Source organism: Sediminibacillus albus, assembly GCF_900101125.1.
Classification (GTDB): Bacteria; Bacillota; Bacilli; order Bacillales; family Amphibacillaceae; genus Sediminibacillus; species Sediminibacillus albus.
Genome location: NZ_FNFL01000006.1, coordinates 35,613 through 61,305, shown reverse-complemented (window position 1 = coordinate 61,305; position 25,693 = coordinate 35,613). Strand labels below are relative to the sequence as shown.

Genomic DNA, 25,693 nt, shown 5'->3' with positions numbered 1-25,693 from the left:
ACCATCGTAGGAGGGGAAAGCATGAGGAAGCAGTCATTGATAATATCAGCAGGTGTTTTGGGCATTGCTTTAGTAATGACAGGTTGTGGGGTTTTCCAGGGCGAACAGACATTGAAGGAAATGGATGCCCCCCCAGAAGAAGCGACCTTTACAGATAATTTGGATGAAGTAGCTGGGGATGAGCCTCAGGAAGATGAAAAAAGCGAAAACGGTGCGGAAGACTCCGAATCTGAGGCAGAAACAACCACGGTAGAGCGGCAGCTTTATTTGTTGGATGCGAATGGTATGGTCGTTCCACAAACATTAGAGCTGCCGAACATGGAATCCAAAGAAGTTGCAAAACAAGCATTGGAATATCTAGTGAAAGACGGGCCTGTAACTGAGTTACTGCCGGATGGTTTTGAAGCGGTGCTTCCAGCTGGTACTGCTATCAATAGTTTGAACCTTAAGGATGGCGTTTTAACAGTCGATGTTTCTAAAGAGTTTGCAGACTATCGCCCAGAGGATGAGCAAAAAATCCTGCAGTCGATGACTTATACACTGACTCAGTTTGATAATGTAGAAAGAGTTAAACTGTGGATCAATGGAGAAGAAAAAAAGGAAATGCCAGTAAGCGGAACACCAATTGGTGAAGGGGTTTCACGTGCGAACGGTATAAATATATATAATGGCGACAATATTGACTTGATGGAAAGTGAAGCGGTAACGCTCTATTATCCGGCCCAGCAAGGAGAACAGCTCTATCATGTCCCTGTTACCCAGCATGTAGAAAAGCAAAGTGCAGAGGACTTTGCTTCCATTGTACAAGCCTTAGTGGAAGGCCCTGCAAATGACTTGAATTTATTGAACGTATTTAATTCAGGTACTTCATTGACAGCAGATCCAACCATCGATGATGGGGTGCTTACGCTGGATTTTAATGAGAATATACTGGAAAATGCGGAGAATGCTTCTATCGCAGATGAAGTAATGGAAACACTCGTCTTAACACTAACGGATCAACCTGGTGTGGAAGCGGTAGATATTAATGTAGGAAACCTGGAGCAAGTATTTAATGAAAAAGGAACAGCATATACAGAACCGGTTACTAGGAATACATTTGTACCTACCGGAAGTTTATAGGATAGAATAGAAAGGAGAGGAGCCGGGTCATTCGGCTCCTTTTTTCCATTCATAAGCAGTCGTTCATTTGGGTTTTGCATGAACTTATATCATTTGGTAAAAATATGTTACGATTAGTGAGTAATTAAAAGGAGGACATAAAGATGAGAAGTAATGATAGAAAAATAAACGAATTGCGACCGATAAATATTGAAGTGAATTATGTAAAACATCCAGAAGGGTCCGTATTGATCACTGTTGGTGAAACAAAGGTAATATGCAATGCGAGCATTGAAGATCGTGTTCCTCCTTTTATGCGCGGTTCCGGAAAGGGATGGATAACTGCTGAATACGCCATGCTGCCTAGAGCTACCGAACAAAGAAATATACGGGAGTCTTCGAAGGGTAAAGTTTCCGGCAGAACGATGGAAATCCAACGGTTAATCGGCAGGTCTCTTCGTGCTGTAGTCGATCTAGAGAAAATTGGGGAGCGGACAGTTTGGGTTGATTGTGATGTCATTCAAGCTGACGGCGGTACGAGAACTGCGTCTATAACAGGCGCTTTTGTTGCGGTTGTACTAGCATTTGGAAATTTACTCAAAAAAAATATATTGAAGCAGCTGCCGGTCAACGATTTTTTAGGCGCTACATCCGTGGGGGTGCTGCCTGATGGTACAGAAATCCTTGATTTACAGTATGAAGAAGACTCACAGGCTCATGTGGATATGAATATTGTCATGACCGGGACCGGTGAGTTTGTAGAAATACAAGGAACGGGTGAAGAGGCTACCTTCTCCATGCCGCAGCTGCAAACCATGCTTGGCCTTGCAAATGAGGGGCTCGAAGAGATTTTTAAGATTCAAAGGAATGCTCTTGGCAACTTGGCTGAGGCAATTGATAAAAATAAAGAAAATGAGGAAGTAACTGGAGGATCTTAATGGAAAAAATGATTATAGCTACTAAGAATAAAGGGAAGGTGCAAGACTTCAAGGAGTTATTTTCAAAATACGGCATTGAAATCAAATCTTTATTAGACCTGGAAGAATCCATCCCTGATATTGAAGAAACCGGAGATTCGTTTGCAGAAAATGCCGCAATTAAAGCAGAGACGATCTCTAAAATGTTCTCGCTTCCCGTACTTGCTGATGATTCAGGAATAGAAGTAGATGCTTTGGATGGCAGACCTGGTATATATTCAGCCAGATACGCGGGCGAAGAAAAAAACGATCAGGCTAATATCGCAAAACTTCTAAACGAGCTTTCCACCGTTCCCTTAGATAAAAGAACGGCACGGTTTGTGTGTGTGTTAGCTGTCGCAAGGCCTGGACAGTCAACCATCTTTAAACGGGGGACTTGTGAAGGGAATATAGCCAACGAACCTCATGGCAATAACGGCTTTGGTTACGACCCTGTGTTTTACCCGAAAGGCTCGGACAAGACAATGGCTCAGCTAAGTTCCCAGGAAAAAAATACAATCAGCCACCGAAAAAATGCAATAATCCAGTTAGAAAAATGGTTGAAAGATAACTAAAAGGAGAGGAGCAAACATGCCAAAAATCCTGATTATGAGCGACAGTCACGGCTTGACTGAAGAAGTTGCAGAAATAAAAAAAAGGCACCACGGAGAAATTGACCAGTATATCCACTGCGGTGATTCCGAGCTGGATGCTGATGCTGGTGAACTAGAAGAGTTTATGAAGGTTGCAGGTAATTGTGACATCGATCCTCGCCTTCCTGAAGAAGTAGATTTTTCTGTAAGTGGTACCCACTTTTACGTAGCCCACGGACACTTACATAGGGTGAAAAGTACGTTAATGCCTCTCTCGTACCGCGCAGATGAACAGGGCGCCCAAGTGGTATGCTTTGGACATACACATATAGCAGGGGCTGAACGGGTGGAAAATAAGTTGTTCATCAACCCTGGCAGTATCATGCTGCCGAGAGGCCGGGCGGAAAAAACTTATGCAATTTTAAGCTGGGAAGAAAAAAGCGACGTAATGGTCGAATTCAAGGACATTAATGGAGAAACTGTCGAAGGGATGACTTATAAAACAGCCCTAAAATAAATTTCCGTTTTTTTCTTGATCTGTATAGGGCCGCTGTTACTGAGGCGGTCCTAAAATTCAAAATATCTTTTAGAAAACTGTTGACAACTATATTCATAATTTATATAATGAATCTTGTCCGTTACAAAGAGAGACTGAAATTGGGCAGATACAGGCACAGTAATTAAATAAAGAGCGTAAGCTATGAAAATCCAATAATGTGCGGGTGTAGTTTAGTGGTAAAACCTCAGTCTTCCAAGCTGATGATGAGGGTTCGATTCCCTTCACCCGCTCCATACATAAAATATGTTATAATGAAGAATACTTAATATCAATTTTAAAAATTAGGTCCCAGTAGCTCAGCAGGATAGAGCAACAGCCTTCTAAGCTGTGGGTCACAGGTTCGAATCCTGTCTGGGACACTCTTTTAAAAAGGGTTCAACTGTAAAGTTGAACCCTTTTTATTCATATTAGTTTTTTGTTGATACTATCAATGTTCTTCACCCAATCGTTATATTGTATTTAATGGGCACAACTTTGTTTTAAATTTTATTTTAAGGGTACAGATAAAAATAGCAGCTAATACATACATCAAAAACGGTTAGGAAGGATGCGCATGAAAACGAAAAATGACAATGTGATTATTTTTCCTAAATGGAAAGATACGCTGGAAGAGGAAAGCCTGCAAGCTTTGAAAGAAAAACGTTATGAAGATGCACTGAAAAAACTTAATGAGCTGATTGGCCATGAAATTTATTCTCATGAAATCTTCACCGGAAAAATAATCTGCTTAATGGAGCTGGGAAAAACAGAAGATGCAGAGGAATTGTGCCGCCGCCTTATAGCTCAGGAAGATGATTATTACTTTGAATACTTACATATTTATTTAACATTGTTGTTTCAGATGAGCGAATATAAACAACTGATTGAAATAATAGAGGATGTCTTTGCCAGCAAGACGGTTGTGGAACCATTTCAATCGCAATTGAAACAGCTATCGGAAATGAGCAAAAAATTAAGCCAGGACAAAATGGACGAACAAGCATATGACTATATTAATGAACTTGGCAAGGCAGTTAAAGCAGGGGATTCGTTCTCACAATGGAGACTTTTAGTGCAATGCCGCGGTTTAGCCGTTGCACCATATATTCAATTTTTGAAAAGGCTTCTCAAAGATCAGCAGATCGATCCTGTAGTCAAAACAGCAATAATAGAATGGATGCAGGAGCAGCAGATTGATGAGGATATAGCAGTAGATAAATTGGGCTTTACTATAACAGTCAATCCTTCAAAATTAAAGGGGATCGACTCGCATGCTGTAACGAAGCAAATACACGTGCTTATGCGTGAGGTGGAACAGGATAATCCTTCGCTTTTCCAACTGTTGGAGAATCTCCTGTACCGTTATTTATATGTAAGATATCCAGTAATGCCGGAGGAAAAGGATTTAGTGGCAATAAGCCATGCATTGAAAATAATGGGTGCGCAATATCTTCAGCTGGAAGCCTTCGAAAATACATATAGAAAAGAAGCTGAAGCTTTTGAAACGGATACATATTTAAAAGAAATAGCTGAGAGCCAAAAACGTTATTTTTCCATTATAGAAGAATAAAGAACTTTTTCAGGAAGCCATCACGGCTGCTGTTGTTTCTGGCTGTTCTAATTGTTGAAAGCACAAATGATTATGTTATAATAAGGTGGTTGCAATTGCGTTCCGCCTTCGTATGATACTATTATACACCGAATGAACGTCAAACAAGACATACTGAATTTATAGATGTTGGAGGGAATTACATGTCAGCAAAATGGGAAAAACAAGAAGGAAACCAGGGAACTTTGACCATCGAAGTTGAAGCGGATAAGTTTGATCAGGCTTTAGATCAAGCCTTCAAAAAAGTGGTTAAGCAAGTACAGGTTCCAGGCTTCCGTAAAGGAAAAATGCCTAGAGGAATGTTCGAACAACGCTTTGGTGTAGAGTCACTATACCAAGATGCAGTAGATATTGTTTTGCCTGAGGCATATACTAACGCTGTAGAAGAAACGGGAATTGAACCGGTTGATCAACCGGAAGTAGATGTAACTCAAATCGAAAAAGGCAAACCGCTAATCTTCACGGCACAAGTTACAGTAAAACCTGAAGTTAAATTGGGTGAATACAAAGGCTTGGGAGTAGAAGAGGAAGAAACAGAAGTAACAGATGAAGACGTTGAACACGAATTGTCTCATATACAAGAACAGCAAGCAGAATTAGTTGTTAAAGAAGAAGGAAAAGTAGAAGACGGTGACACGGTAGTCATTGACTTTGAAGGATTCGTTGATGGGGAAGCATTTGAAGGCGGACAGGCGGAAAACCATCAACTTGAAATCGGCTCTGGATCTTTCATTCCTGGCTTTGAAGAACAATTGGTAGGTAAAGAAACTGGCGTAGATACTGAAGTGAAAGTAACTTTCCCAGAGGAATACCATGCCGAAGAACTAGCTGGAAAAGAAGCAACGTTTAAAGTAAAAATCCACGAAATCAAAGCAAAAGAATTGCCGGAACTTGACGATGAATTTGCAAAAGATGTCGATGAAGAAGTTGAAACGCTGGAACAATTGAAAACCAAAACGAAAGAGCGTCTTAAAGAACAAAAAGAAACAGACGCTGATAATAAAAAACGTGAGTCTTTGATTGAACAAGCTTCAGAAAATGCTGAAGTAGAAATTCCGGAAGCTATGGTAACAACTGAACTCGACCGGATGGTAAAAGAATTTGAACAACGTCTGCAAATGCAGGGAATGACGATGGATATGTATTACCAGTTCTCCGGCACAGATGAAAATGCTTTGAAAGAGCAAATGAAAGAGGATGCCGAAAAGCGGGTTAAAACAAACTTGACCCTCGATGCGATTGCAAACGCAGAAGATGTTCAGCCTACTGATGAAGACGTGGACAAAGAGCTCGAATCAATGGCTTCCATGTATCAGACAGAAGTTGAGCAGCTTAAACAAATGCTTGGCGGTAACACCGATGCTATCAAAGAAGATTTAAGGTTTAAGAAAGCCATTGATTTTCTTGTTGAACACAGCAAAACAAAATAAATCAATACTCTAAAAAACAAGGCGCGATTTTGGTTCGTGCCTTGTTTTCTCTATAAACCAGCAGGGAAAGACTAAAATTTAATCATTCAAATCACTATGGAGAGAAACATATATCACAGCTTTATAATATAATATAATATAATAGACATACATAAATCGTATATTAGTTGACAAATTCATTTCTTCTTACATAATTAAGTTTAAACTGTATGAAATTAAGCGGTTTATTAATTCCGATTGATGGCAACACTTTTGGTAAGTACCTGGATGGGTAAAAATGAATGAGATCATTTTGTTTTAAGGTATTTTACTTTTTTCGAAACGCGTTATCTGATATTATGAGCTAAAGAAAGTAATCTTTTACGTTAAATGTAGATGATTTCTCATATCATTATAGATACTTATAACTTGAGGGGTGAATTAGATGTATAAATTTAATGAGGAAAAAGGGCAGTTAAAATGTTCCTTTTGTGGTAAAAGCCAAGACCAAGTTCGAAAATTAGTTGCTGGACCTGGTGTTTATATATGTGATGAATGTATTGAACTTTGTACGGAAATCGTTGAAGAAGAACTAGGTAATGAAGAAGAAGTGGAATTCAAAGAAATTCCAAAACCACAGGAAATCTGTGAAATCCTAAATGATTATGTGATTGGACAGGAAAAGGCAAAAAAGAATTTATCTGTTGCTGTGTATAATCATTACAAAAGGATTAACTCTGGCAAAAACACGGCTGATGATGTGGAACTATCCAAGAGTAATATAGCGATGATAGGACCTACCGGAAGCGGTAAAACTTTGCTTGCACAAACTCTAGCGCGAATTTTAAATGTACCGTTTGCAATCGCTGATGCTACTTCGCTAACTGAGGCTGGTTATGTAGGGGAAGATGTTGAAAACATCCTTCTAAAATTAATTCAAGCAGCAGATTATGATGTAGAAAAAGCAGAGAAGGGCATTATTTATATCGATGAAATTGATAAAGTAGCTAGAAAATCCGAAAATCCATCGATTACACGTGACGTGTCTGGGGAAGGTGTCCAGCAAGCATTGCTGAAGATTCTGGAAGGTACCGTTGCAAGTGTGCCGCCACAAGGTGGACGTAAGCATCCTCATCAGGAATTCATTCAAATAGACACTACCAATGTTTTATTTATCTGCGGCGGAGCGTTTGATGGGATTGAACAAATCGTTAAGCGCCGTCTAGGTAAAAAAGTTATTGGCTTTGGTTCTGAAGACACGAATCAGGATTTAGACAAGGGAGAACTACTTTCAAAAGTACTGCCGGAAGATATGCTTCGGTTTGGATTGATTCCAGAATTCATCGGCCGTCTTCCTGTAATCGGCAGCCTGGAACCATTAGACGAAGATGCATTGGTTGAGATTCTCACAAAACCGAAAAATGCGCTTGCTAAACAATATCAAAAATTATTCCAAATTGATGATGTTGAATTAGAGTTCGAGGAAGAAGCCCTTGTGGAGATTGCCAAAAAAGCAATCGAACGCAAAACAGGCGCTCGAGGTTTACGTTCCATTATTGAAGGGATCATGCTCGATGTAATGTTTGAACTTCCTTCCAGGGACGACATTGAAAAATGTATTATCACGAAGGATACGGTGTTATTGGAAAACGGCCGTCCGAAGCTGGTTTTGAATGATGGCACTGTCAAAGATGAAAACAAGGAGTCTCCAAAGGAAAGTGCTTAAATAAATTATTTACAATGAATTTTACTTAAATAAACATGATTCATTGGCTGATATAAATCCCTTGTTATTTCATAGCAAGGGATTTATACATGATTAAGGCGATTAAGCATCACGGCAAATGTTTTAAAATAGCGGAAGTCAGGAAATAGTATTAACACTGCAATGTTTGATGATTTACATGGTACAATCTTTTCTTTACACTGGTATAAAAGTGTCGGTTTTGTGAAGTAATAAAGAAATGGGAGTATGGTGTTATTTATCAGTTATCACGGTGTATAAAATGGAGGTGCCAAGAGTGACAGTAGAAAACAAAGTACAAGTTCCCCTCCTGCCATTAAGAGGTTTATTAGTTTTCCCAGCTATGGTTTTGCATCTTGATGTAGGCCGGGAAAAATCTGTGAATGCTCTGGAAAAGGCGATGATGGAAGATCAAAGTATATTTCTTGCAGCCCAAAAAGAAAGCAGTGTAGATGAACCTGCGATCAATGATATTTACAGGGTTGGAACGTTGGCGAAAGTGAAGCAGATGCTGAAGCTGCCCAACGGGACAATACGTGTGCTTGTTGAAGGGCTTTATCGGGGCGAAATAGTTCAATTTGTAGAAGATGATGATCAATTTATCGTCGATATCCAGGAATTTAAGGAAATGAAAGGCGATAAAAATGAAGAACAAGCATTAATGAGATCTTTAATTGAACAATTTGAACAGTACATAAAGATATCGAAGAAGGTGAGCCAGGAAACGTTAGATACAGTGACCGATATCGATGAATCCGGCCGGCTTGCTGATATAATCACTTCGCATTTATCTTTAAAGCTGAAAGATAAGCAGGAATTATTAGAAATGGAAAATGTAAAAGAGCGGTTGAACCGTTTGATTACCATTATTTCGAACGAACGAGAAGTGCTCAATTTAGAGAAGAAAATCGGCCAGCGCGTGAAAAAGTCCATGGAAAAAACCCAAAAAGAGTATTATTTAAGAGAACAAATGAAGGCCATTCAAACAGAGTTGGGCGATAAAGATGGCAAATCGAGCGAAGTGACTCAATTAAAAGAACGAATTGAAAATTCCGATATGCCCGAAAAGATTCAGGAAACAGCATACAAGGAACTTGACCGTTATGAAAAAGTCCCACAAAGCTCAGCGGAAAGCTCTGTTATCCGTAACTATGTGGATTGGCTGCTATCCATTCCGTGGACGAGCAAGACAGCTGATAATTTAGATGTGAACCATGCAGAGAAAATCCTGGATGAGGACCATTACGGACTGGAAAAAGTAAAGGAAAGAGTGCTTGAATACCTGGCAGTACAACAGCTTACCAAAACAATAAAGGGACCTATTTTGTGCCTTGTTGGTCCACCGGGAGTCGGGAAAACGTCATTGGCTAAATCGATTGCCCGGGCAATAAATCGAAACTTTGTGAGAATTTCCCTTGGCGGGGTGCGCGATGAAGCAGAAATACGCGGTCACCGGCGGACCTATGTAGGAGCTATGCCAGGAAGGATCATTCAAGGAATGAAGAAAGCGAAAACAATTAATCCGATCTTCTTATTGGACGAAATTGATAAAATGGCGAGTGACTTTCGTGGAGACCCTTCTTCAGCCATGCTTGAAGTCCTTGATCCAGAACAAAACAGCAATTTCAGCGATCACTTCATCGAAGAAACTTACGACTTATCAAATGTTATGTTTATTGCCACTGCCAATAACCTGGGATCGATTCCTGGCCCCTTACGGGATCGAATGGAGGTTATTTCGATTGCCGGTTATACAGAAGTGGAGAAATTGCATATTGCCAAGGAACATTTACTGCCTAAACAGGTGAAAGAAAATGGACTTAATAAAGGCCAGCTTCAGTTGCGTGATGAAGCCTTAACGAAGTTAATCCGTACCTACACAAGGGAAGCAGGAGTACGAGGACTGGAAAGACAATTAGCTTCTTTATGCAGAAAGGCAGCCAAAATTATTGTCAGCGAAAACAAAAAGAGAGTAGTCGTAACGGAAAAGCAATTGGAAGCACTGCTAGGAAAGCCACTATTCCGTTATGGACGGATGGAAGAGGTGAACCAGGTAGGAGCAGCAACTGGTTTGGCATATACTTCAGCCGGCGGCGACACGCTTTCGATAGAAGTATCATTATATCCTGGAAAAGGTAAGTTAACGTTGACAGGGAAACTTGGCGATGTGATGAAAGAATCTGCCCAGGCTGCATTCAGTTACATTCGGTCCAGAGCCGAGGAATTGAATATTGATCGTGATTTCCACGAGAACAACGATATTCATATCCATGTTCCTGAAGGCGCGACACCTAAGGATGGACCCTCTGCAGGGATTACCATGGCTACAGCTCTGGTTTCTGCTTTGACAGGCCGTCCTGTTAAGAGGGAAGTTGGTATGACGGGAGAAATCACCTTGCGTGGGCGTGTGCTCCCAATCGGCGGATTAAAAGAAAAGTCACTCAGCGCGCATCGGGCTGGTTTAACAACAATCATCATACCTGCCGATAACAAGCGGGATTTAGATGATATCCCTAAAAGCGTCAGAGAAGATTTAACATTCATCCCGGTTGAGCATTTAGATGAAGTGTTGAAACATGCATTAACGGAGGAGAGCAATGAAAGTAACTGAGGCAGAAATCGTTATTAGTGCAGTATCAAAAAAACAATATCCCGGTGATATGCTGCCGGAGATTGCACTTGCAGGAAGATCGAATGTGGGGAAGTCTTCTTTTATCAATAAAATGATCAACCGTAAAAATCTTGCCAGAACCTCATCAAAACCAGGAAAAACGCAAACATTGAATTTTTATAAAATAAATGAAAGCTTTTATTTTGTCGATGTACCTGGCTATGGTTATGCGAAGGTTTCTAAGAAGGAACGGGCAAAATGGGGAGAAATGATGGAAGAATATTTTATGGAACGGGAAAATCTGAAAGCTGCCGTGCTTATTGTGGATATAAGGCACCAGCCAACAGAAGACGATGTGCTGATGTATAACTTCTTAAAGCATTATGAACTTCCTGTTATTGTGATCGCCACGAAATTAGATAAAATTCCTAAGAACAAACGGTCCAGTCATTTGCAAAGAGTAGTAAAAACGTTGGATGCAGACGTGAAAGACATCATCCTTCCCTTTTCATCTGAAACGGCCGAAGGAAAAGAAGAAGCATGGAGAACCATTGAATCATTCATTTGAAAACTTTTTATCCTATCGAAAGCAATCATGAAAGGCTGAAAAAGAGCGGTAGCAGTTCGAAGCAAGTTCGGACACTTCCGCTCTTTTTTATTATTATCATCCTTTCTTGCGGAATAAGAGATAAGCTCCGACCACTATCAGGGTTAGCGGCCAGAAGGTTTCTAAAAAAGCCGCCACTCGATTGACCCACATAAACCAGCCAGGTTTGTTCATAGAGAAGATGGCAAATAGTGCGACAGCTAATAAGATAAGACCGGGCAGTAAACCGTTTTTCGTTTTTTGAAATCTTATCAAAAAGGCGATGCCAATGATTAATGGATAAATACCCCAATGATCAATCCAGAAGGAGTAATGGCGGAGTCCAAAAAAATGCAGGCCAAGACCAAGAAGTACTGTTCCGGGGAATAAATTCTTATATTCTTTGGAAAAGTAACTATGGAATAGAAAGACGATGCCTATAATCATTAACAATGTCGGCCATGAGTAAAAGTCTGTAAAGAAAGGTATTTGGAACTGGCGCAGCAGAAAATACACCCCAATTCCGATTAATAAAAAACCGGTAAATATGTGTTGTTTTTTCACTGGTAATCCTCCATAGATTATAATTATTATTATTTAGTATTAATTTGTTGAATAAATGCTAAGTGTATGATAAAGTACAAAAGGATTAATTTTATGGTTGATGAGCTGACACTACAGTAATATCCTAACATATAGTTTCAAATTCTGTTCACAAAATTCATCAGATAGTTAAATCTATCGTGTTATAATGAAAGTGGAATTATAAGACTTTTAATTAATTATTGGAATAAAAGGATAACTATACGCTGTTTTTTATTTATATGTATTATTGGGGGTAGATAAAAGTGCATATCTTAGTCGTCGGAATAAATCACAGAACAGCCCCTGTGGAAGTAAGGGAAAAGCTTACATTTGAAGAAGAAAATGTTGCTGAAGCAATGAAGTCTTTAAACGGGCAGAAAAGTGTGCTGGAGAACGTGATAATCTCCACTTGCAACCGGACGGAGATTTACGCAGTAGTAGATCAAGTCCACACTGGGCGTTATTACATTAAACAATTTTTAGCAAACTGGTTTAACACGGATAAGGAGTTCTTCTCTCCACATTTGGCCATTTATGAAGCCGATGGTGCGATTGAACATTTATTCAAAGTGACCAGCGGACTTGATTCTATGGTGTTGGGAGAAACCCAGATACTGGGCCAAATGAAAGAAGCCTTTCTTCTTGCCCAGGAGTCAGGGACAACCGGTACCATTTATAATGAGCTATTCAAGCAAGCAATAACGTTGGCAAAGCGGGCGCACAAAGACACGGAAATCGGCGATAATGCTGTATCCGTAAGTTATGCCGCGGTAGAGCTGGCTAAGAAAATTTTTGGCGATTTGTTAAACAAGCATGTCGTCATTCTGGGAGCAGGCAAAATGGGCGAGTTGGCAGCAAAAAACCTTCAAGGCTCCGGAGTAGAAAAAGTGACTGTGATAAACCGCACGCTGGCAAAAGCCGAAACACTTGCCCAGCAATTTAATGGGCAGGCCAAAACAACCGACAGCTTATCTGAAACGTTGAAAGATGCTGATATACTAATTAGTTCTACGGGTTCAAATGATTATGTTTTGGACAAAGAGCTACTTGCGCCAGTCCACAAACAGAGAAAAGGCCGACCCTTATTTCTTGTTGATATAGCTGTGCCGCGGGATTTGGATCCCGAGCTTGGTAATTTTGACAGTGTGTTTTTATATGATATTGATGATCTGCAAGGAATTGTTGATGCTAACCTGGAGACAAGAAAAACAGCTTCTGAAGCAATCGAGTTAATGATTGAAGCAGAAATTGTAGCATTTAATGACTGGCTGCAAACGATTGGTGTTGTGCCTGTTATTTCCGCATTACGCGGAAAAGCTCTGTCCATCCAAGCAGAAACGATGAAAAGCATAGAACGTAAGATGCCGGATCTTTCGGACCGTGAGAAAAAAGTTTTGAATAAGCATACGAAGAGTATCATTAACCAAATGTTGAAACAACCGATTTTACAAGCAAAGGAATTGGCTGCCCAGCCCAATGCTGATGAGTCCCTGCAAATGTTTGTGAAGATTTTCGGTATAGAAGAATTGGTCGAAGAAGAAATAAATAAACAACCGGGAAACCAAGTAATTAGTTTTGGCAACAGCGGTGAAGTTTCTTTTCCGGCTTTGCAAAAAGCATCCACTAACTAGTACAATCATAACGGTATTATCTAAGTTGATTTAAGTAGCGATTAGAGTTTGATTAATGAAAGGATTTCCCATATGCTGGAAATGAAGTGGCTTTATGAACTTATCCTTCTCATATATGGCGCTAGTGTGATGGGATACTTTATTGATTTTATCCAATACAACCGGAAGGTGAATCGTGCTGCCTTCTGGTTGCTTAGTTTGGTTTGGATTTTACAAACCTTTTTTTTATTGTATCAACTAGTAAAGGAAGATAGTTTTCCTGTCTTGAATATGTATGATGGTTTATACTTTTATGCTTGGATATTAGTGACGTTTTCCCTGCTAATAAATAAATTTTTCAGAGTAGATTTCATCGTCTTTTTCACAAATTTGCTCGGGTTTTTTATCATGCTGCTGCATATAGGAGCGACAGCCCAATTCAAAGGTACGGAGCGGGGAGTTCATTTAGTTAGTGAACTGTTAATAGCACATATTAGCCTGGCTTTGCTATCTTATGGCTTTTTCACTGTTTCTTTCTTGTTTTCGGTGATGTATTTATTGCAGTATCGATTATTAAAGGAGAAGAAGGGCTACAAGTGGTTAAAGCGGTTTGGCGGATTGGACCGCCTGGACAAACTATCTTTTCAGACAGTAACCATTGGCGTGCCGGTTCTTATGATTTCGATTATTTTGGGAGTCGTCTGGGCTTATTCTTCTGGCGCAGAGTTTTACTGGTATGATATTAAAACATTAGGATCATTGTTTGTATTAATGGTTTATATGGTCCATTTATTTTTAAGGATTGTCAAAGGATATCAGGGCAGGTCAATCACTTTGTTCAATACAGGAGCTTTTTTGTTCCTGCTTATCAATTTCTTTCTTTTCAGTACATTGTCTAGCTTTCATTTTTAACTGCCGAATAGATAAATAGATGCAACGATATTTTTCGTATTAGATTATAGTTTACATTGTCAGGAGGACAAAACATGCGCAAAATCGTAATAGGTTCCAGAAAGAGTAATTTGGCACTGACTCAAACCGAATGGGTTATCGACCAGCTCAAAAAGGCGGGGGCTCCTTATGAGTTTGAAATTAAAAAAATAATGACAAAAGGAGATAAAATTCTTGATGTAACCTTGTCAAAGGTGGGCGGTAAAGGCTTGTTTGTCAAGGAAATAGAGCAAGCAATGTTTGATAAAGAAATCGATATGGCTGTACACAGTATGAAAGACATGCCTTCTGAGCTTCCAGAAGGGTTGGCCATTTCTTCCATTCCGGTCAGGGAAGACCATCGGGATGCTTTTGTTTCTAATAATGATATCCTGCTTTCAGAATTACCGGAAGGTGCGATCGTGGGAACAAGCAGCCTGCGTCGGGCTGCACAAGTAAAAGCAGCGCGCCCTGATTTGCAAATTAAATCAATTCGTGGAAATATCGAGACGAGGCTTAGAAAGCTAGAGGAAGAAGACTATGATGCAATCGTGTTGGCAGCAGCCGGACTCATCCGGATGGGATGGGGAGAAGAAATTGTTACTGAATTCCTTGATCCAGAGCTGTGTGTTCCTGCAGTAGGACAGGGAGCTTTAGCTATTGAATGCCGTGAGGACGATCAGGAGTTGAGAGAACTGCTAAGTAAAATCAATGATGAGTACACTGCCCACACAGTGGCTGCTGAGCGGACATTTTTACATTTGCTTAACGGAGGATGCCAAATTCCGATAGCCGGCTATGCATACATGGAGGAAGAAGAGGTCATATTGACGGCTCTCGTTGCTACTTCAGACGGAAAAACAGTTCTTAAGGAAGTTGTCCGGGGGAAAGACCCTGTAGAAGTTGGGAAGGAAGCAGCCGTTCGAATGAAAAAACGCGGCGCACAAGAAATCGTTGATGAAGCTAGAGAGGAGCTTGACCAGTAATGGACAAGTTTCTCTCTGGCAGGAAAATTTTAATTACACGAAGTAAAGAGCAAGCCGACGTTTTTGCGAAAAAAATGAAGAAAGCGGATGCCATCCCGTATATGGTTCCGCTTCTTACATTCCATAAACGTATTTCCGAACCAAATCGAATGATATTTAACCGACTTCACGAATTTACATGGGTGTTTTTTACAAGTGCCAATGGCGTGAAGTTTTTTTTCGAACAATTAAATGATTATAATATAGATATATCCTCCCTTAACTATATGAAGTTTGCTGTAGTAGGCAGGAAAACAGAAAGTAAGTTACATAAGTTAGGTTTTCCTGTTCATTTTATCCCTAACGAATTTGCGGGAGATAAAATGGTAAGTGAATTTTTGGAACAATATGCGTCTCCCGGTAAAGTCCTACTTGCTGCTGGGGGTCTCTCAAGGGAGGACATTGCGTATCAGCTATCAGAACAGCAAGTTTTTTTTCAGAAAGCGGTCGTATATGATACGCTAATTAATGAAGATGTCCAGGAAACGCTGTTAACTTATATTGATCAGGAAAAATTAGATGCATACACTTTTACAAGTCCATCCACTGTAAAAGCTTTTATTTGGCTTACAGCCGCTGCAGAGTCGCTGCAGCGCCGGATTAAAGAAGAAGGTTTGTGTGTATGTATTGGTCCTACAACAAGAGAGGCGGCTGTTAAACACGGCTTCAAAAATATACTGGTGCCTGAGGAGTACACGATTGATGGCATGATTGAAACAATGAACAGATACTTCCATGCGAAAGGAATAAGGTGAATTACATGCAAGATTCTAATTTTAAAAGACATCGCCGGTTAAGAAACTCTACTGCAATGAGAGCTTTAGTAAGAGAAACACAGCTATCAACGGATGATTTAATTTATCCTATTTTTGTTGTCGAAGGAGACAACATCAAGAAAGAAGTTTCATCGATGCCTGGCGTCTTTCAAGTGTCGTTAGATAACCTGACTTCTGAAATGCACGAATTAGTCCAGTTAGGAATCCGCTCTGTCCTGTTGTTTGGCGTTCCTAAACAAAAAGATGAACAGGGGAGCCAGGCTTATTGCGAAACCGGAATTGTCCAGCAAGCATTGCGAAAAATAAAGCAAGAGGTACCGGAATTAATTACAGTTGCCGACACGTGCCTCTGCGAGTACACTTCCCATGGGCATTGCGGCGTAATTGAAGATGGAGATGTGAATAATGATGCTTCTTTGCAATTAATGGTGGAAACAGCAGTCAGTCAGGCAAAGGCTGGGGCGGATATCATCGCGCCTTCCAATATGATGGACGGTTTTGTGGCATCTATTCGCAAAGGCTTGGATGAAGCGGGCTATAGCAATATCCCAATTATGTCCTACGCTGTTAAATATGCTTCCTCTTTCTATGGCCCTTTCCGCGATGCTGCAGAAAGCACGCCGCAATTCGGCGATAGAAAGACGTACCAAATGGACCCGGCTAACCGGCTGGAAGCATTGCGGGAAGCGGAATCTGACATGGAGGAAGGCGCCGACTTCTTAATCGTAAAGCCGGCCTTGGCTTACCTGGATATTATGCGCGAAGTGAAAGATCGCTTTAATGCACCTCTTGTCGCCTATAATGTTAGCGGGGAATATTCGATGGTAAAAGCGGCAGCCCAAAATGGCTGGATCAACGAGAAAGAATTGGTATTGGAAAAATTGACATCTATGAAACGGGCAGGAGCAGATTTGATTGTCACTTATTTCGCTAAAGACGCAGCAAAATGGTTAAATGAATAAGTTGGAGGTTGTGTAAAATGGGAAATTTTGATCGTTCTAAGGATGCTTATAAAGAAGCTGTCGACCTAATGCCTGGTGGGGTGAATTCTCCGGTAAGGGCCTTTAAATCCGTTGGTATGGACCCGTTATTTATGGAACGGGGAAAAGGCTCGAGAATTTGGGATATTGACGGAAACGAGTATATCGATTATGTGCTAAGCTGGGGACCACTGATCCTAGGCCATGCGGATGACCGGGTTGTGAATAAACTAAATGAAGTGACTGCACTTGGTACTAGCTTTGGCGCCCCTACTGAAATTGAAAATAAGCTAGCCAAGCTGGTTATCGATCGGGTTCCCTCGATTGAAATGGTTCGCATGGTGAACTCGGGAACAGAAGCAACGATGAGTGCGTTGCGCTTAGCTCGTGGTTATACTGGAAGGGATAAGATTTTAAAATTTGAAGGAAATTACCATGGCCACGGTGATTCATTGTTGATAAAAGCGGGATCAGGGGTTGCAACACTAGGGCTGCCAGATAGTCCGGGAGTACCGGAATCGATTGCTGAAAATACGATTACTGTGCCATATAATGATACAGAAAGTGTCCGTTATGCTTTTGAACAATACGGAGATGACTTGGCGGCTGTTATAGTGGAACCTGTATCAGGCAATATGGGCGTAGTTCCTCCAGCAGAAAGCTTTTTACAGGAGCTTCGCCAGATTACTGCCGAAAATGGTACGCTTTTAATTTTTGATGAAGTAATGACAGGCTTTCGAGTCGGTTATGAATGTGCCCAGGGTTATTACGGAGTCACTCCTGACCTTACGTGCTTAGGCAAAGTAATAGGGGGCGGACTGCCAGTCGGCGCATATGGCGGTAAGCGGGAAATTATGGAACGGATCGCGCCCGTGGGAGATATTTATCAGGCTGGTACGCTGTCAGGTAATCCGTTGGCAATGACGGCTGGTTATGAAACATTGAGCGCCATGGATGAAGCTGCTTACCAGCAGATCAGTGCCAAGGTAGACAAGCTTGTAGAAGGGTATAAACAGGCAGCAGTAGACTTTAATGTGCCGATAAACATAAACCGTGCAGGGTCTATGGTTGGTATCTTCTTTACCCATGAAGGGGTAGTTAACTATCAAACGGCCAAATCAGCCAACTTAGACCATTTTGCCAGCTATTACCGGACGATGATCGACGAAGGTATTTTCCTGCCGCCATCCCAATTTGAAGGAATCTTTCTTTCTACAGCTCATACAGATGAGGATATCGAAAAAACAATTCAAGCAGTAAGAAAAGCATTTGAAAAGATAAATAACTAAAGAAATTCACCCTAGCCCTGCAGGTTTACCTGCAGGGCTATTATTATGCAGGATAAACTAAGTTGGAGCCAGCCTCTACTAAACACTGGTATATTTTTCGTGGAATGCTCATATATCTGAAGGGAGGAGATTGTTCGAGGTCTATGGGATTTTGAAGGGAGGAGTAAATGTTGACAGAAGATGGTCAATCTGTTTTTACTTTTGATTTGAATGAATCTGTCTGGTTTAAAAAGGGACAGGAAGTTGATGAGATGATGGGTATATCCTTAGAGCCGGAAATATCTATACAGGAGATGGGTGATTTTGTGTCTGTCAGGGGGGTCATCGAGCTAAAAGGGGAATACTTCCAGGTTAGCAAACATGGGAATTTCGAAGAAGACTCGGATCCCTTTCATGATCATCCATCTTATCGTCTGGTAGATCGTATAGAAACTTATGAAGATGGTGTCAATGAATTTTTTCATCATTTTCCTGTGGAAGTGTCTATACCTAAATACCGTGTCCATTCTTTAGAAGATGTCATGGTCGGTATTGAATCTTTCGATTATGAACTCCCGGAATCGAATCAGTTAAAACTGAATGCTTCACTTGCGATTCATGGAGTGGTAGAGCCTCGGGAAAAACCAGAACAAGGGTTTGCATCCATGGACGAGGAAGAGGATACCTCCGAGCAGCAGGAGGAGAGAACGCCATCATTAGCCGAAGAAGAGTTAGCTAATGGCGATACAGCCATGGAGAAACAAGAAGAAGTATTCCGGTTTGATGTGAAAGAAAAAGCTGAAGAGGAAACGGAAGTTGAAAGTCCGGAATCAGCCGATGCGGATACAGAAAAAGAAATTGCCCCCGAACTAAACACTGAAGTTTCCGAGCAGCAACCAGATAAAGACCGATGGAAAAAAAAGACGCAATCATTGGCTGAATTTTTCGGTAAACTGGATGGCGAAGAAAAACTGGAAGAAACAGAAGGAGAGGAAGAAGTTTATTACAGTGAAACGGAAGAATCATATGAATCTCCGGATGAGCTGGAAAAAGACCGTGAGGATGCTCAGGATACCAGATATTTACTAAATATATTCGAGAACAAAGAAGAACGTTTTACTAGTATGAAAATGTGCATTGTCCAGGAAAGTGATACGCTAGCTTCCTTGGCGGAAAAATATAAAATCTCTCCTCTTCATATTTCAAAGTCGAACCGACTTGGCGATGAAGATATTACTGAAGGACAAATTCTTTATATTCCGGCTAAGAAATAAAACTGTTCCAGTAATCTTGCGAAGTAATCCCTTGCCAGAAGTAAGCGGTCAAGGGATTTATTTTGTTTCTATACTTCCATAAGGGTTATTTTCCTCGGGGATTTGCTCACCGCTTGGTTGTCTGTTCATTCCCTAAGTGGGGTGCCGGCATTTAAAAATATGGCAGAAAGTTTGGGGGTGATTGAGCATTGGAAGAGTTAAAACAAGTCCTGAAAGAATATGACATCGGCCCCGCCGAAATCGTACAAATGACCAACCGGCTTTATAAGGTCCATACCTATAACTATACGTTCGCCTTAAAACGTTCCCGGCTGAATCCCCATCAGGCTGTAAACTGGAGGAATGCATACCAACAAGCATACCGCCATGAACTTAAAGCGGTAGTGCCTGTTTATATGACTAGCCGGGGAGAACTGTTTGTGCAACACCAGGGAAGCTATTATTACTTAACACCATGGCAGGAAACTATGGAAAGAGATGAACCTGTTCATGGCATCGAAGCTTTTTTTAGAGAAATTTCTTCGATTCATAAACAGACAATACAGGAAAATGACATATTGTTTGCCGATGTCCAAGAGATAGTAGCAGGCCAGTCGCAGCAAGTCCGTGCAAATAGGAGAAAATTGCTGGAGTATGTGGAACGGTTTGAAGCAAGAAGGTTTATGTCTCCATTTGAATTACAGGTCTGCACCCATTATCGCGACATAGAGCGAGCCTTCACTCAATTGGAATCCTGGCTGGACTATTATCTTGAAGATATCCAGGCAGATAATCGCCAGCGGAAATGCTTATGCCACGGTAATCTCCGTTCTTCGCATATCCTGACTATTAAAGATAACGGTTATCTAGTAAATTGGGAGCATTCATTTACAGGTAATCCCGTTCATGATTTAGTTATCTATTTCAATAATGAATTTCAGTACCACGATAGTTTATTTAGTGAAGTGATGAATTTTTTTCCTTTATACGAAAAAAGAAACCCACTATTGTTAAGCGAGAAATCTTTACTTGCCATATTGCTATTGAACCCTTCCTCTTATCTGGAATTGGTTGAGAAAAATCTACAACAGCAATCAGACAAAGCGCTCCCTTTTCAAGTGAGAGATTTGGAAAGGGCGCACCGCCGTCTTATTCATGGGCTAAAGCTGCAGGGCATCCTGTATGAACAGCGGGAAAAGATTCTTGAAGAGCAATTACAGGAAGATTAAATCCATTCCATATAAAAAGCCACGAATAATCCTACGAACAGGCCTAGCAAGAATACATCCAGTGTAGTTGGAAAGAACAACGTCCTGATTAATTGAAAGATCATTATTGGCAGTGTAGCCCTCTCGCATACTACCAACCAATATCTGCACCAGGGGGGGAGTTTGTAACGATAAAAGCGCGCCAAGTTATTTCACCCCTTTTTTTCTTTTGGTGTATTCTATGAGCCCGGTGACGATTTCGCTACAATTTAACTACAATTAACGTGAGAATTGTGTAAAAGTGTGGTGAAGCGATTCTAAATCTACTGCTTACCTATAAGCAGGGCTTTTGCTAAAAACATTTAATCTTTTTATCTTTAGGTTGACTTGATGGCACCATTTTGGATAAAATAACTAATATAAATTTAACAAGATTAAATGTCGTGATCGGGAAGAGTACAAAGCATCCACCTAAAGAGAGGAAAGCCGCCAGCTGAAAGGTTTTCCAGGATTGCTGCTTTGGAAGGTCGCCCGGGATACAGCTTCTTTGAACCTGTTAGTAGGAGAAGCCGGTTGTCAGCCGTTAAAGCATTCAAGTGTATGGGCAGTATTTTGCCTGTAAACAAAGGTGGTACCACGGAAGCAAAGTCCTTTTCGTCCTTTATGGATGAAAGGACTTTTTTATTTTACTTTACCAGTAATTAACTCCCGAGACACGGCTATTTATTTTAACCAGGAGGTAACCAATGATGGAGGAAAAGAAACAGGAAGTATCCTTGCCCCCGAAATATGATCCTAGTGCTGTCGAAAAAGACCGTTATAAATTTTGGCTCGAAGGAAAATATTTTGAAGCGGATGGAGACAAAGGGAAGGACCCGTTTACGATTGTGATCCCACCGCCAAATGTAACAGGAAGGCTGCATATCGGCCATGCATGGGATTCAACTTTGCAGGATATCATTACCAGAATTAAACGGATGCAGGGGTACGATGTGCTCTGGCTTCCCGGTATGGATCACGCAGGGATTGCTACACAGGCAAAGGTTGAAGCAAAATTAAAGGATCAAGGACAAAGCAGGTATGATTTAGGCCGGGAAGCGTTTATAGAAAAGGCTTGGGAGTGGAAAGGCGAATATGCTGATTTCATTCGCGAACAATGGTCCAAATTGGGATTGGGACTCGACTATTCCCGCGAGCGATTTACATTGGATGAAGGCCTATCCGAGGCAGTAAAGGAAGTATTCGTGTCCTTGTATGAAAAAGGATTGATTTACCGCGGAGAATATATCATCAATTGGGACCCTACGACCAAAACAGCATTATCTGATATTGAAGTCATTCATGAGGAAGTACAAGGCCACTTTTATCATATGAAGTATCCGTTAAAAGATGGAACAGGGCATATTGAAATTGCAACCACAAGACCGGAAACCATGCTTGGTGATACAGCGGTGGCAGTTCACCCTGATGATGAACGCTATCAGCATCTTATTGGAAAACAGGTAGTTTTGCCAATAGTTGGCCGGGAAATTGAAATAGTTGCTGATGATTATGTTGACATGGATTTCGGTTCCGGGGCTGTTAAAATTACACCCGCTCATGATCCAAATGACTTTGAAATTGGCAACCGGCATAGCTTACCGAGGATTCTGGTAATGCATGAAGATGGCACGATGAATGAAAAAGCTGGTAAATACGAAGGCATGGATCGCTTTGAATGCCGAAAACAGCTAGTAAAGGATTTACAGGAAGAAGACGTACTGTTCAAAATAGAAGAGCATATGCATTCAGTTGGACATTCTGAACGAAGCGGGGCTGTAGTAGAGCCTTATTTATCGACCCAATGGTTTGTCAAAATGCAGCCATTAGCTGACGCTGCTGTCGACCTACAGAATAAGCAGGGAGAAAAAGTTAATTTTGTTCCTAACCGTTTTGAACGGACGTATTTAAATTGGATGGAAAATATCCGTGACTGGTGTATTTCACGTCAACTATGGTGGGGGCATCGAATTCCCGCCTGGTATCACAAAGAAACCGGAGAGATGTATGTTGGTAAAGACGCTCCGGAAGATGCAGAGAATTGGGAACAGGATAATGATGTGCTGGACACATGGTTTTCTTCCGCATTATGGCCATTCTCTACCATGCATTGGCCAGATACCGAAGCAGAGGACTTTAAGCGATTTTTCCCAACCAATGTACTAGTTACCGGATATGACATCATTTTCTTCTGGGTAGCGCGGATGATCTTCCAATCCATTGAATTTACCGGGCAGCGTCCATTTAATGACGTATTAATTCATGGGCTAGTGAGGGCTGCAGACGGCAGGAAGATGAGTAAATCTCTTGGCAATGGAGTCGACCCTATGGATGTTATAGATAAATACGGCGCTGATTCGCTACGCTACTTCCTGTCGACAGGGACTACGCCTGGCCAGGATTTGCGATTCCAATGGGAAAAAGTCGAATCTACGTGGAACTTTGCCAACAAAATTTGGAATGCTTCCAGGTTCGCATTAATGAATATGGGCGACATCGCATACAAAGATATAGATTTATCAGGAGAAAAATCGGTTGCTGATGAGTGGATACTAACCAGGCTGAATGAAACGATCGAACAAGTCACCAAGAATACTGATAAATATGAATTTGGAGAAGCCGGCCGCCACTTATATAATTTCATTTGGGATGAATTGTGTGATTGGTATATCGAGATGGCTAAGCTCCCACTATACGGGGAAGATGAAACAGCCAAGCAGACAACAAGATCGGTTCTTGCTTATGTACTGGATCAAACGATGCGGATGCTTCATCCATTTATGCCATTTATTACAGAAGAGATTTGGCAGCACCTTCCACATGAAGGAGAGTCCATTACTCGGGCTCCATGGCCGGTTGTAAGGGAGGATTTCCATAATGAAGCAGCATCGCAAGAGATGCAGCAGCTCGTAGCGATCATTCGATCGGTAAGAAACATCCGCGCAGAGGTCGACACGCCGATGTCAAAACAAGTTCAGCTGCTAGTACAGACGGAAAATCAGGAGATTGCCGAAAAATTAGAGAAAAACCGCCATTACTTGGAGCGTTTTTGTAACACAAATGAGTTGAGGATAGCTACTAGCATTGAGGCACCTGAAAAAGCAATGTCTTCTGTAATCACTGGAGCAGAGTTATATTTACCGCTGGAAGGGTTAATCGATATTGAAAAAGAAGTAGAACGTCTGCAAAATGAATTAGAAAAGTGGAATAAAGAGGTGGAAAGAGTCGAGAAAAAACTTTCTAACGAAGGTTTTGTAAAAAAAGCGCCTGAGAAAGTTGTCGAAGAAGAAAAACAAAAGCAAAAAGATTATTTAGAAAAACGTACAAAAGTCGAAACCCGCCTAAAAGAACTTCAGTCTTAATAAGGGCGAACACGCCCTTACGCCGCTTAACAGGTGTTTTTAATAAAATGGAATAACTAAACAAAAAGTCTGTCCGATTTGTTGGACAGACTTTTTTTAACCATTGATAATTTTGTTGAGATTTGTAGAAAGTTTTTGGAGATATGACCAGCCGAGGGCTATTTCATGAACATCTAGTTCCTCTAGCAACTGCTTATCGACACAGCTTGCACAAAAGGACTCATAAAATTTTCTCGATGGATTATCCTCAAGTACCCAGACAAGCATAGAGTCAGTTCCATCATCTAAAAATCGCTGGACGAGCGTGTCCATAAGCTGGACACCAATTTTCCTGCGCTGATACTCTTTTAGTATGTAAAAACTGTAAATTTCCCCTGTGAATGGATAGTTGTTTGTTCGTTCTTTTCCTCCGTTAATGAATCCTACTACTCCTTCATGTGTTTCTGCAACGAAAAGATAATGGCTAGAGTCCGAAAGCCGTTTTTGCCAGGCAATTTTCCGTTGTTGATAGGAAACCTTATTAAGCACATTTTCTGGCAAAATTCCCTGATAAGTGGTCAACCAAGAATCAACACTTACTTTTGCAATTGCTTTGACATCCTGTTGGACAGCCTGCCTGATAGTGATCAAGATTACCCTCCTATTTGTTCATTAATGAAAGACACATATTTCTCTAATAAATTGACCGAGCTCACCTTACTTAGCGTTCTGCTTCCGACCACATCTTCAATTTCATTGAATAGCAGGCCGCCAGCTGTGTCAAATAAAAAGTCAATTCCTACCATTCCAAACGAAAAGTCATTAATAATTTTTTGTACAAGTTCTTTTTCTTGTGCAGAAATAGGATAGTAGGATGCACTACCCCCAAGTTTGAAGTTAGCACGAAAATCTTCGGCATTTTCGCGGAGCACTGCACCGACAATTTCCTTGCCGACAACAAATATTCGCAAGTCTTTCCCCCGCTGCACATTACATGCTTGGATAAGCAAATCTTTTGCTGACAGTCTCGGTAACGTTTGCTGCCATTCCCGAAGGCTTTCCACCAGGTAGACTTGTTTCCCGCCCCTGCCATCCGCTTCTTTAATGACGAAAGGAGGCGCAATTGGCAGCTGTTCACCTAATTGATGATAGTGCCAAAAAGATGTATCAACCATGGGTATTTCCAGCTGTGCAACTCGTTGGTGGGTAATAGCTTTATTATTGCAGCTAAAAGAAACATCAAATGGATTAAATACTGGAATACCGAGTAATTCCAACTGCCTGGTCAACAAAGGTTCAACTGTCCGGACTACACAAAAATCAGGCTGGGAAGCTATTTGATTATGTAATTTTATTTCGGTTCTTTGTGAGAAGATTCCAATGGTCAATTGATGGCGAAGAATCAACATTAAGGAAATTCCCTGTTTACTGCATTCGTCTATAAACCAGTCGATGTAAGAACTGTTTGCTGCCGCATCTTCTTTTTCATAAATAATCCATCCAGTTCTCCGCATTAAGCTCCCCCCTTGTC

21 protein-coding genes, 2 tRNA genes and 1 other annotated feature are annotated in these 25,693 nt (G+C 41.0%); of the genes, 20 read left to right on the top strand and 3 right to left on the bottom strand.

From position 1 onward, the window contains the following. Positions 1–21 precede the first annotated feature (21 nt). The 11 genes from BLR93_RS14400 (at position 22) to yihA (ending at position 11,129) form a co-directional block, all read left to right on the top strand. On the top strand, positions 22–1,122 hold the full coding sequence (locus BLR93_RS14400; protein ID WP_093216016.1) for a GerMN domain-containing protein: 1,101 nt from the start codon (positions 22–24) through the stop codon (positions 1,120–1,122). A 143-nt stretch (positions 1,123–1,265) separates the two neighbouring features. Then, entirely contained in the window at positions 1,266–2,039 is a 774-nt protein-coding gene (gene rph / locus BLR93_RS14395; RefSeq protein WP_093216013.1) for a ribonuclease PH, read from the top strand. Beyond that, on the top strand, positions 2,039–2,632 hold the full coding sequence (locus BLR93_RS14390) for an XTP/dITP diphosphatase (protein WP_093216011.1): 594 nt from the start codon (positions 2,039–2,041) through the stop codon (positions 2,630–2,632). The genes rph and BLR93_RS14390 overlap by 1 nt, the downstream gene beginning before the upstream one ends. A 16-nt stretch (positions 2,633–2,648) precedes the next feature. Further along, positions 2,649–3,167: a metallophosphoesterase family protein gene (locus BLR93_RS14385; protein ID WP_093216008.1), complete on the top strand. Its 519-nt coding sequence runs from the start codon at positions 2,649–2,651 to the stop codon at positions 3,165–3,167. Between the two features lie 201 nt (positions 3,168–3,368). Then, positions 3,369–3,442 (top strand) — tRNA-Gly (locus tag BLR93_RS14380). Positions 3,443–3,494: 52 nt separating this feature from the next. Beyond that, positions 3,495–3,568, top strand: a tRNA-Arg gene (locus BLR93_RS14375). Between the two features lie 194 nt (positions 3,569–3,762). Then, a complete protein-coding gene (locus tag BLR93_RS14370; RefSeq protein ID WP_093216006.1) occupies positions 3,763–4,758 on the top strand; it encodes a tetratricopeptide repeat protein in 996 nt (331 codons plus the stop codon). Between the two features lie 182 nt (positions 4,759–4,940). Then, positions 4,941–6,227: a trigger factor gene (tig, locus tag BLR93_RS14365; protein ID WP_093216003.1), complete on the top strand. Its 1,287-nt coding sequence runs from the start codon at positions 4,941–4,943 to the stop codon at positions 6,225–6,227. Between the two features lie 424 nt (positions 6,228–6,651). Beyond that, positions 6,652–7,932, top strand: a complete 1,281-nt coding sequence (gene clpX / locus BLR93_RS14360) for an ATP-dependent protease ATP-binding subunit ClpX (RefSeq protein WP_093216001.1) — start codon at positions 6,652–6,654, stop codon at positions 7,930–7,932. Positions 7,933–8,293: 361 nt separating this feature from the next. Next, positions 8,294–10,561 carry an endopeptidase La gene (gene lon / locus BLR93_RS14355; protein WP_425440953.1) on the top strand — a complete coding sequence of 756 codons (2,268 nt, stop codon included), beginning with the start codon at positions 8,294–8,296 and terminating at the stop codon, positions 10,559–10,561. Then, positions 10,548–11,129: a ribosome biogenesis GTP-binding protein YihA/YsxC gene (gene yihA, locus BLR93_RS14350; RefSeq protein WP_093215996.1), complete on the top strand. Its 582-nt coding sequence runs from the start codon at positions 10,548–10,550 to the stop codon at positions 11,127–11,129. Before lon ends, yihA begins: the two co-directional genes overlap by 14 nt. Positions 11,130–11,225: 96 nt before the next feature. On the opposite strand, the gene BLR93_RS14345 is transcribed toward yihA, so the two are convergent. Further along, entirely contained in the window at positions 11,226–11,711 is a 486-nt protein-coding gene (locus tag BLR93_RS14345) for a LiaI-LiaF-like domain-containing protein (RefSeq protein ID WP_093215993.1), read from the bottom strand. 284 nt (positions 11,712–11,995) lie between these two features. Between BLR93_RS14345 and hemA the strand changes: the two genes are divergently transcribed. The 9 genes from hemA to BLR93_RS14295 all read left to right on the top strand — a co-directional run bounded on the left by hemA (position 11,996) and on the right by BLR93_RS14295 (position 24,183). Beyond that, on the top strand, positions 11,996–13,363 hold the full coding sequence (gene hemA / locus BLR93_RS14340) for a glutamyl-tRNA reductase (RefSeq protein ID WP_093215991.1): 1,368 nt from the start codon (positions 11,996–11,998) through the stop codon (positions 13,361–13,363). A 72-nt stretch (positions 13,364–13,435) separates the two neighbouring features. Next, positions 13,436–14,254: a cytochrome C assembly family protein gene (locus BLR93_RS14335; RefSeq protein ID WP_093215988.1), complete on the top strand. Its 819-nt coding sequence runs from the start codon at positions 13,436–13,438 to the stop codon at positions 14,252–14,254. A 74-nt stretch (positions 14,255–14,328) separates the two neighbouring features. Continuing rightward, the gene (gene hemC / locus BLR93_RS14330) at positions 14,329–15,258 is read left to right on the top strand and encodes a hydroxymethylbilane synthase (RefSeq protein ID WP_093215986.1); all 930 of its coding nucleotides are present in this window, start codon (positions 14,329–14,331) and stop codon (positions 15,256–15,258) included. Then, positions 15,258–16,052 carry a uroporphyrinogen-III synthase gene (locus BLR93_RS14325; RefSeq protein ID WP_093215983.1) on the top strand — a complete coding sequence of 265 codons (795 nt, stop codon included), beginning with the start codon at positions 15,258–15,260 and terminating at the stop codon, positions 16,050–16,052. Before hemC ends, BLR93_RS14325 begins: the two co-directional genes overlap by 1 nt. 5 nt (positions 16,053–16,057) lie before the next feature. After that, positions 16,058–17,035, top strand: a complete 978-nt coding sequence (gene hemB, locus BLR93_RS14320) for a porphobilinogen synthase (RefSeq protein WP_093215981.1) — start codon at positions 16,058–16,060, stop codon at positions 17,033–17,035. Positions 17,036–17,052: 17 nt separating this feature from the next. Continuing rightward, complete coding sequence (hemL, locus tag BLR93_RS14315) at positions 17,053–18,342, top strand: glutamate-1-semialdehyde 2,1-aminomutase (protein ID WP_093215978.1); 1,290 nt, start codon at positions 17,053–17,055, stop codon at positions 18,340–18,342. A 170-nt stretch (positions 18,343–18,512) separates the two neighbouring features. Then, the gene (gene spoVID / locus BLR93_RS14310) at positions 18,513–19,595 is read left to right on the top strand and encodes a stage VI sporulation protein D (RefSeq protein ID WP_175559382.1); all 1,083 of its coding nucleotides are present in this window, start codon (positions 18,513–18,515) and stop codon (positions 19,593–19,595) included. 188 nt (positions 19,596–19,783) lie between these two features. Beyond that, the gene (locus BLR93_RS14305; RefSeq protein ID WP_093215973.1) at positions 19,784–20,803 is read left to right on the top strand and encodes a phosphotransferase; all 1,020 of its coding nucleotides are present in this window, start codon (positions 19,784–19,786) and stop codon (positions 20,801–20,803) included. Between the two features lie 413 nt (positions 20,804–21,216). Continuing rightward, positions 21,217–21,447, top strand: a binding site (T-box leader). Between the two features lie 81 nt (positions 21,448–21,528). Then, positions 21,529–24,183 carry a valine--tRNA ligase gene (locus BLR93_RS14295; protein ID WP_425440952.1) on the top strand — a complete coding sequence of 885 codons (2,655 nt, stop codon included), beginning with the start codon at positions 21,529–21,531 and terminating at the stop codon, positions 24,181–24,183. 96 nt (positions 24,184–24,279) lie between these two features. Here BLR93_RS14295 and BLR93_RS14290 read toward each other — a convergent pair whose 3' ends face one another. Both BLR93_RS14290 and BLR93_RS14285 read right to left on the bottom strand, forming a co-directional pair. Next, entirely contained in the window at positions 24,280–24,813 is a 534-nt protein-coding gene (locus BLR93_RS14290; protein WP_175559381.1) for a GNAT family N-acetyltransferase, read from the bottom strand. 2 nt (positions 24,814–24,815) lie between these two features. After that, positions 24,816–25,676 carry an ATP-grasp domain-containing protein gene (locus BLR93_RS14285; protein ID WP_093215965.1) on the bottom strand — a complete coding sequence of 287 codons (861 nt, stop codon included), beginning with the start codon at positions 25,674–25,676 and terminating at the stop codon, positions 24,816–24,818. Positions 25,677–25,693 lie beyond the last annotated feature (17 nt).

Excerpts from the sequence above, each read along its gene's own strand:
- rph (WP_093216013.1), top strand. The coding sequence starts at position 1,266 with ATGAGAAGTAATGATAGAAAAATAAACGAATTGCGACCGATAAATATT.
- BLR93_RS14325 (WP_093215983.1), top strand. The coding sequence starts at position 15,258 with ATGGACAAGTTTCTCTCTGGCAGGAAAATTTTAATTACACGAAGTAAA.
- BLR93_RS14295 (WP_425440952.1), top strand. The coding sequence starts at position 21,529 with ATGATGGAGGAAAAGAAACAGGAAGTATCCTTGCCCCCGAAATATGAT.
- BLR93_RS14370 (WP_093216006.1), top strand. The coding sequence starts at position 3,763 with ATGAAAACGAAAAATGACAATGTGATTATTTTTCCTAAATGGAAAGAT.
- BLR93_RS14385 (WP_093216008.1), top strand. The coding sequence starts at position 2,649 with ATGCCAAAAATCCTGATTATGAGCGACAGTCACGGCTTGACTGAAGAA.
- BLR93_RS14400 (WP_093216016.1), top strand. The coding sequence starts at position 22 with ATGAGGAAGCAGTCATTGATAATATCAGCAGGTGTTTTGGGCATTGCT.
- hemB (WP_093215981.1), top strand. The coding sequence starts at position 16,058 with ATGCAAGATTCTAATTTTAAAAGACATCGCCGGTTAAGAAACTCTACT.
- BLR93_RS14285 (WP_093215965.1), bottom strand. The coding sequence starts at position 25,676 with ATGCGGAGAACTGGATGGATTATTTATGAAAAAGAAGATGCGGCAGCA.
- tig (WP_093216003.1), top strand. The coding sequence starts at position 4,941 with ATGTCAGCAAAATGGGAAAAACAAGAAGGAAACCAGGGAACTTTGACC.
- yihA (WP_093215996.1), top strand. The coding sequence starts at position 10,548 with ATGAAAGTAACTGAGGCAGAAATCGTTATTAGTGCAGTATCAAAAAAA.
- hemL (WP_093215978.1), top strand. The coding sequence starts at position 17,053 with ATGGGAAATTTTGATCGTTCTAAGGATGCTTATAAAGAAGCTGTCGAC.
- hemC (WP_093215986.1), top strand. The coding sequence starts at position 14,329 with ATGCGCAAAATCGTAATAGGTTCCAGAAAGAGTAATTTGGCACTGACT.
- lon (WP_425440953.1), top strand. The coding sequence starts at position 8,294 with ATGGTTTTGCATCTTGATGTAGGCCGGGAAAAATCTGTGAATGCTCTG.
- BLR93_RS14390 (WP_093216011.1), top strand. The coding sequence starts at position 2,039 with ATGGAAAAAATGATTATAGCTACTAAGAATAAAGGGAAGGTGCAAGAC.
- BLR93_RS14335 (WP_093215988.1), top strand. The coding sequence starts at position 13,436 with ATGCTGGAAATGAAGTGGCTTTATGAACTTATCCTTCTCATATATGGC.
- clpX (WP_093216001.1), top strand. The coding sequence starts at position 6,652 with ATGTATAAATTTAATGAGGAAAAAGGGCAGTTAAAATGTTCCTTTTGT.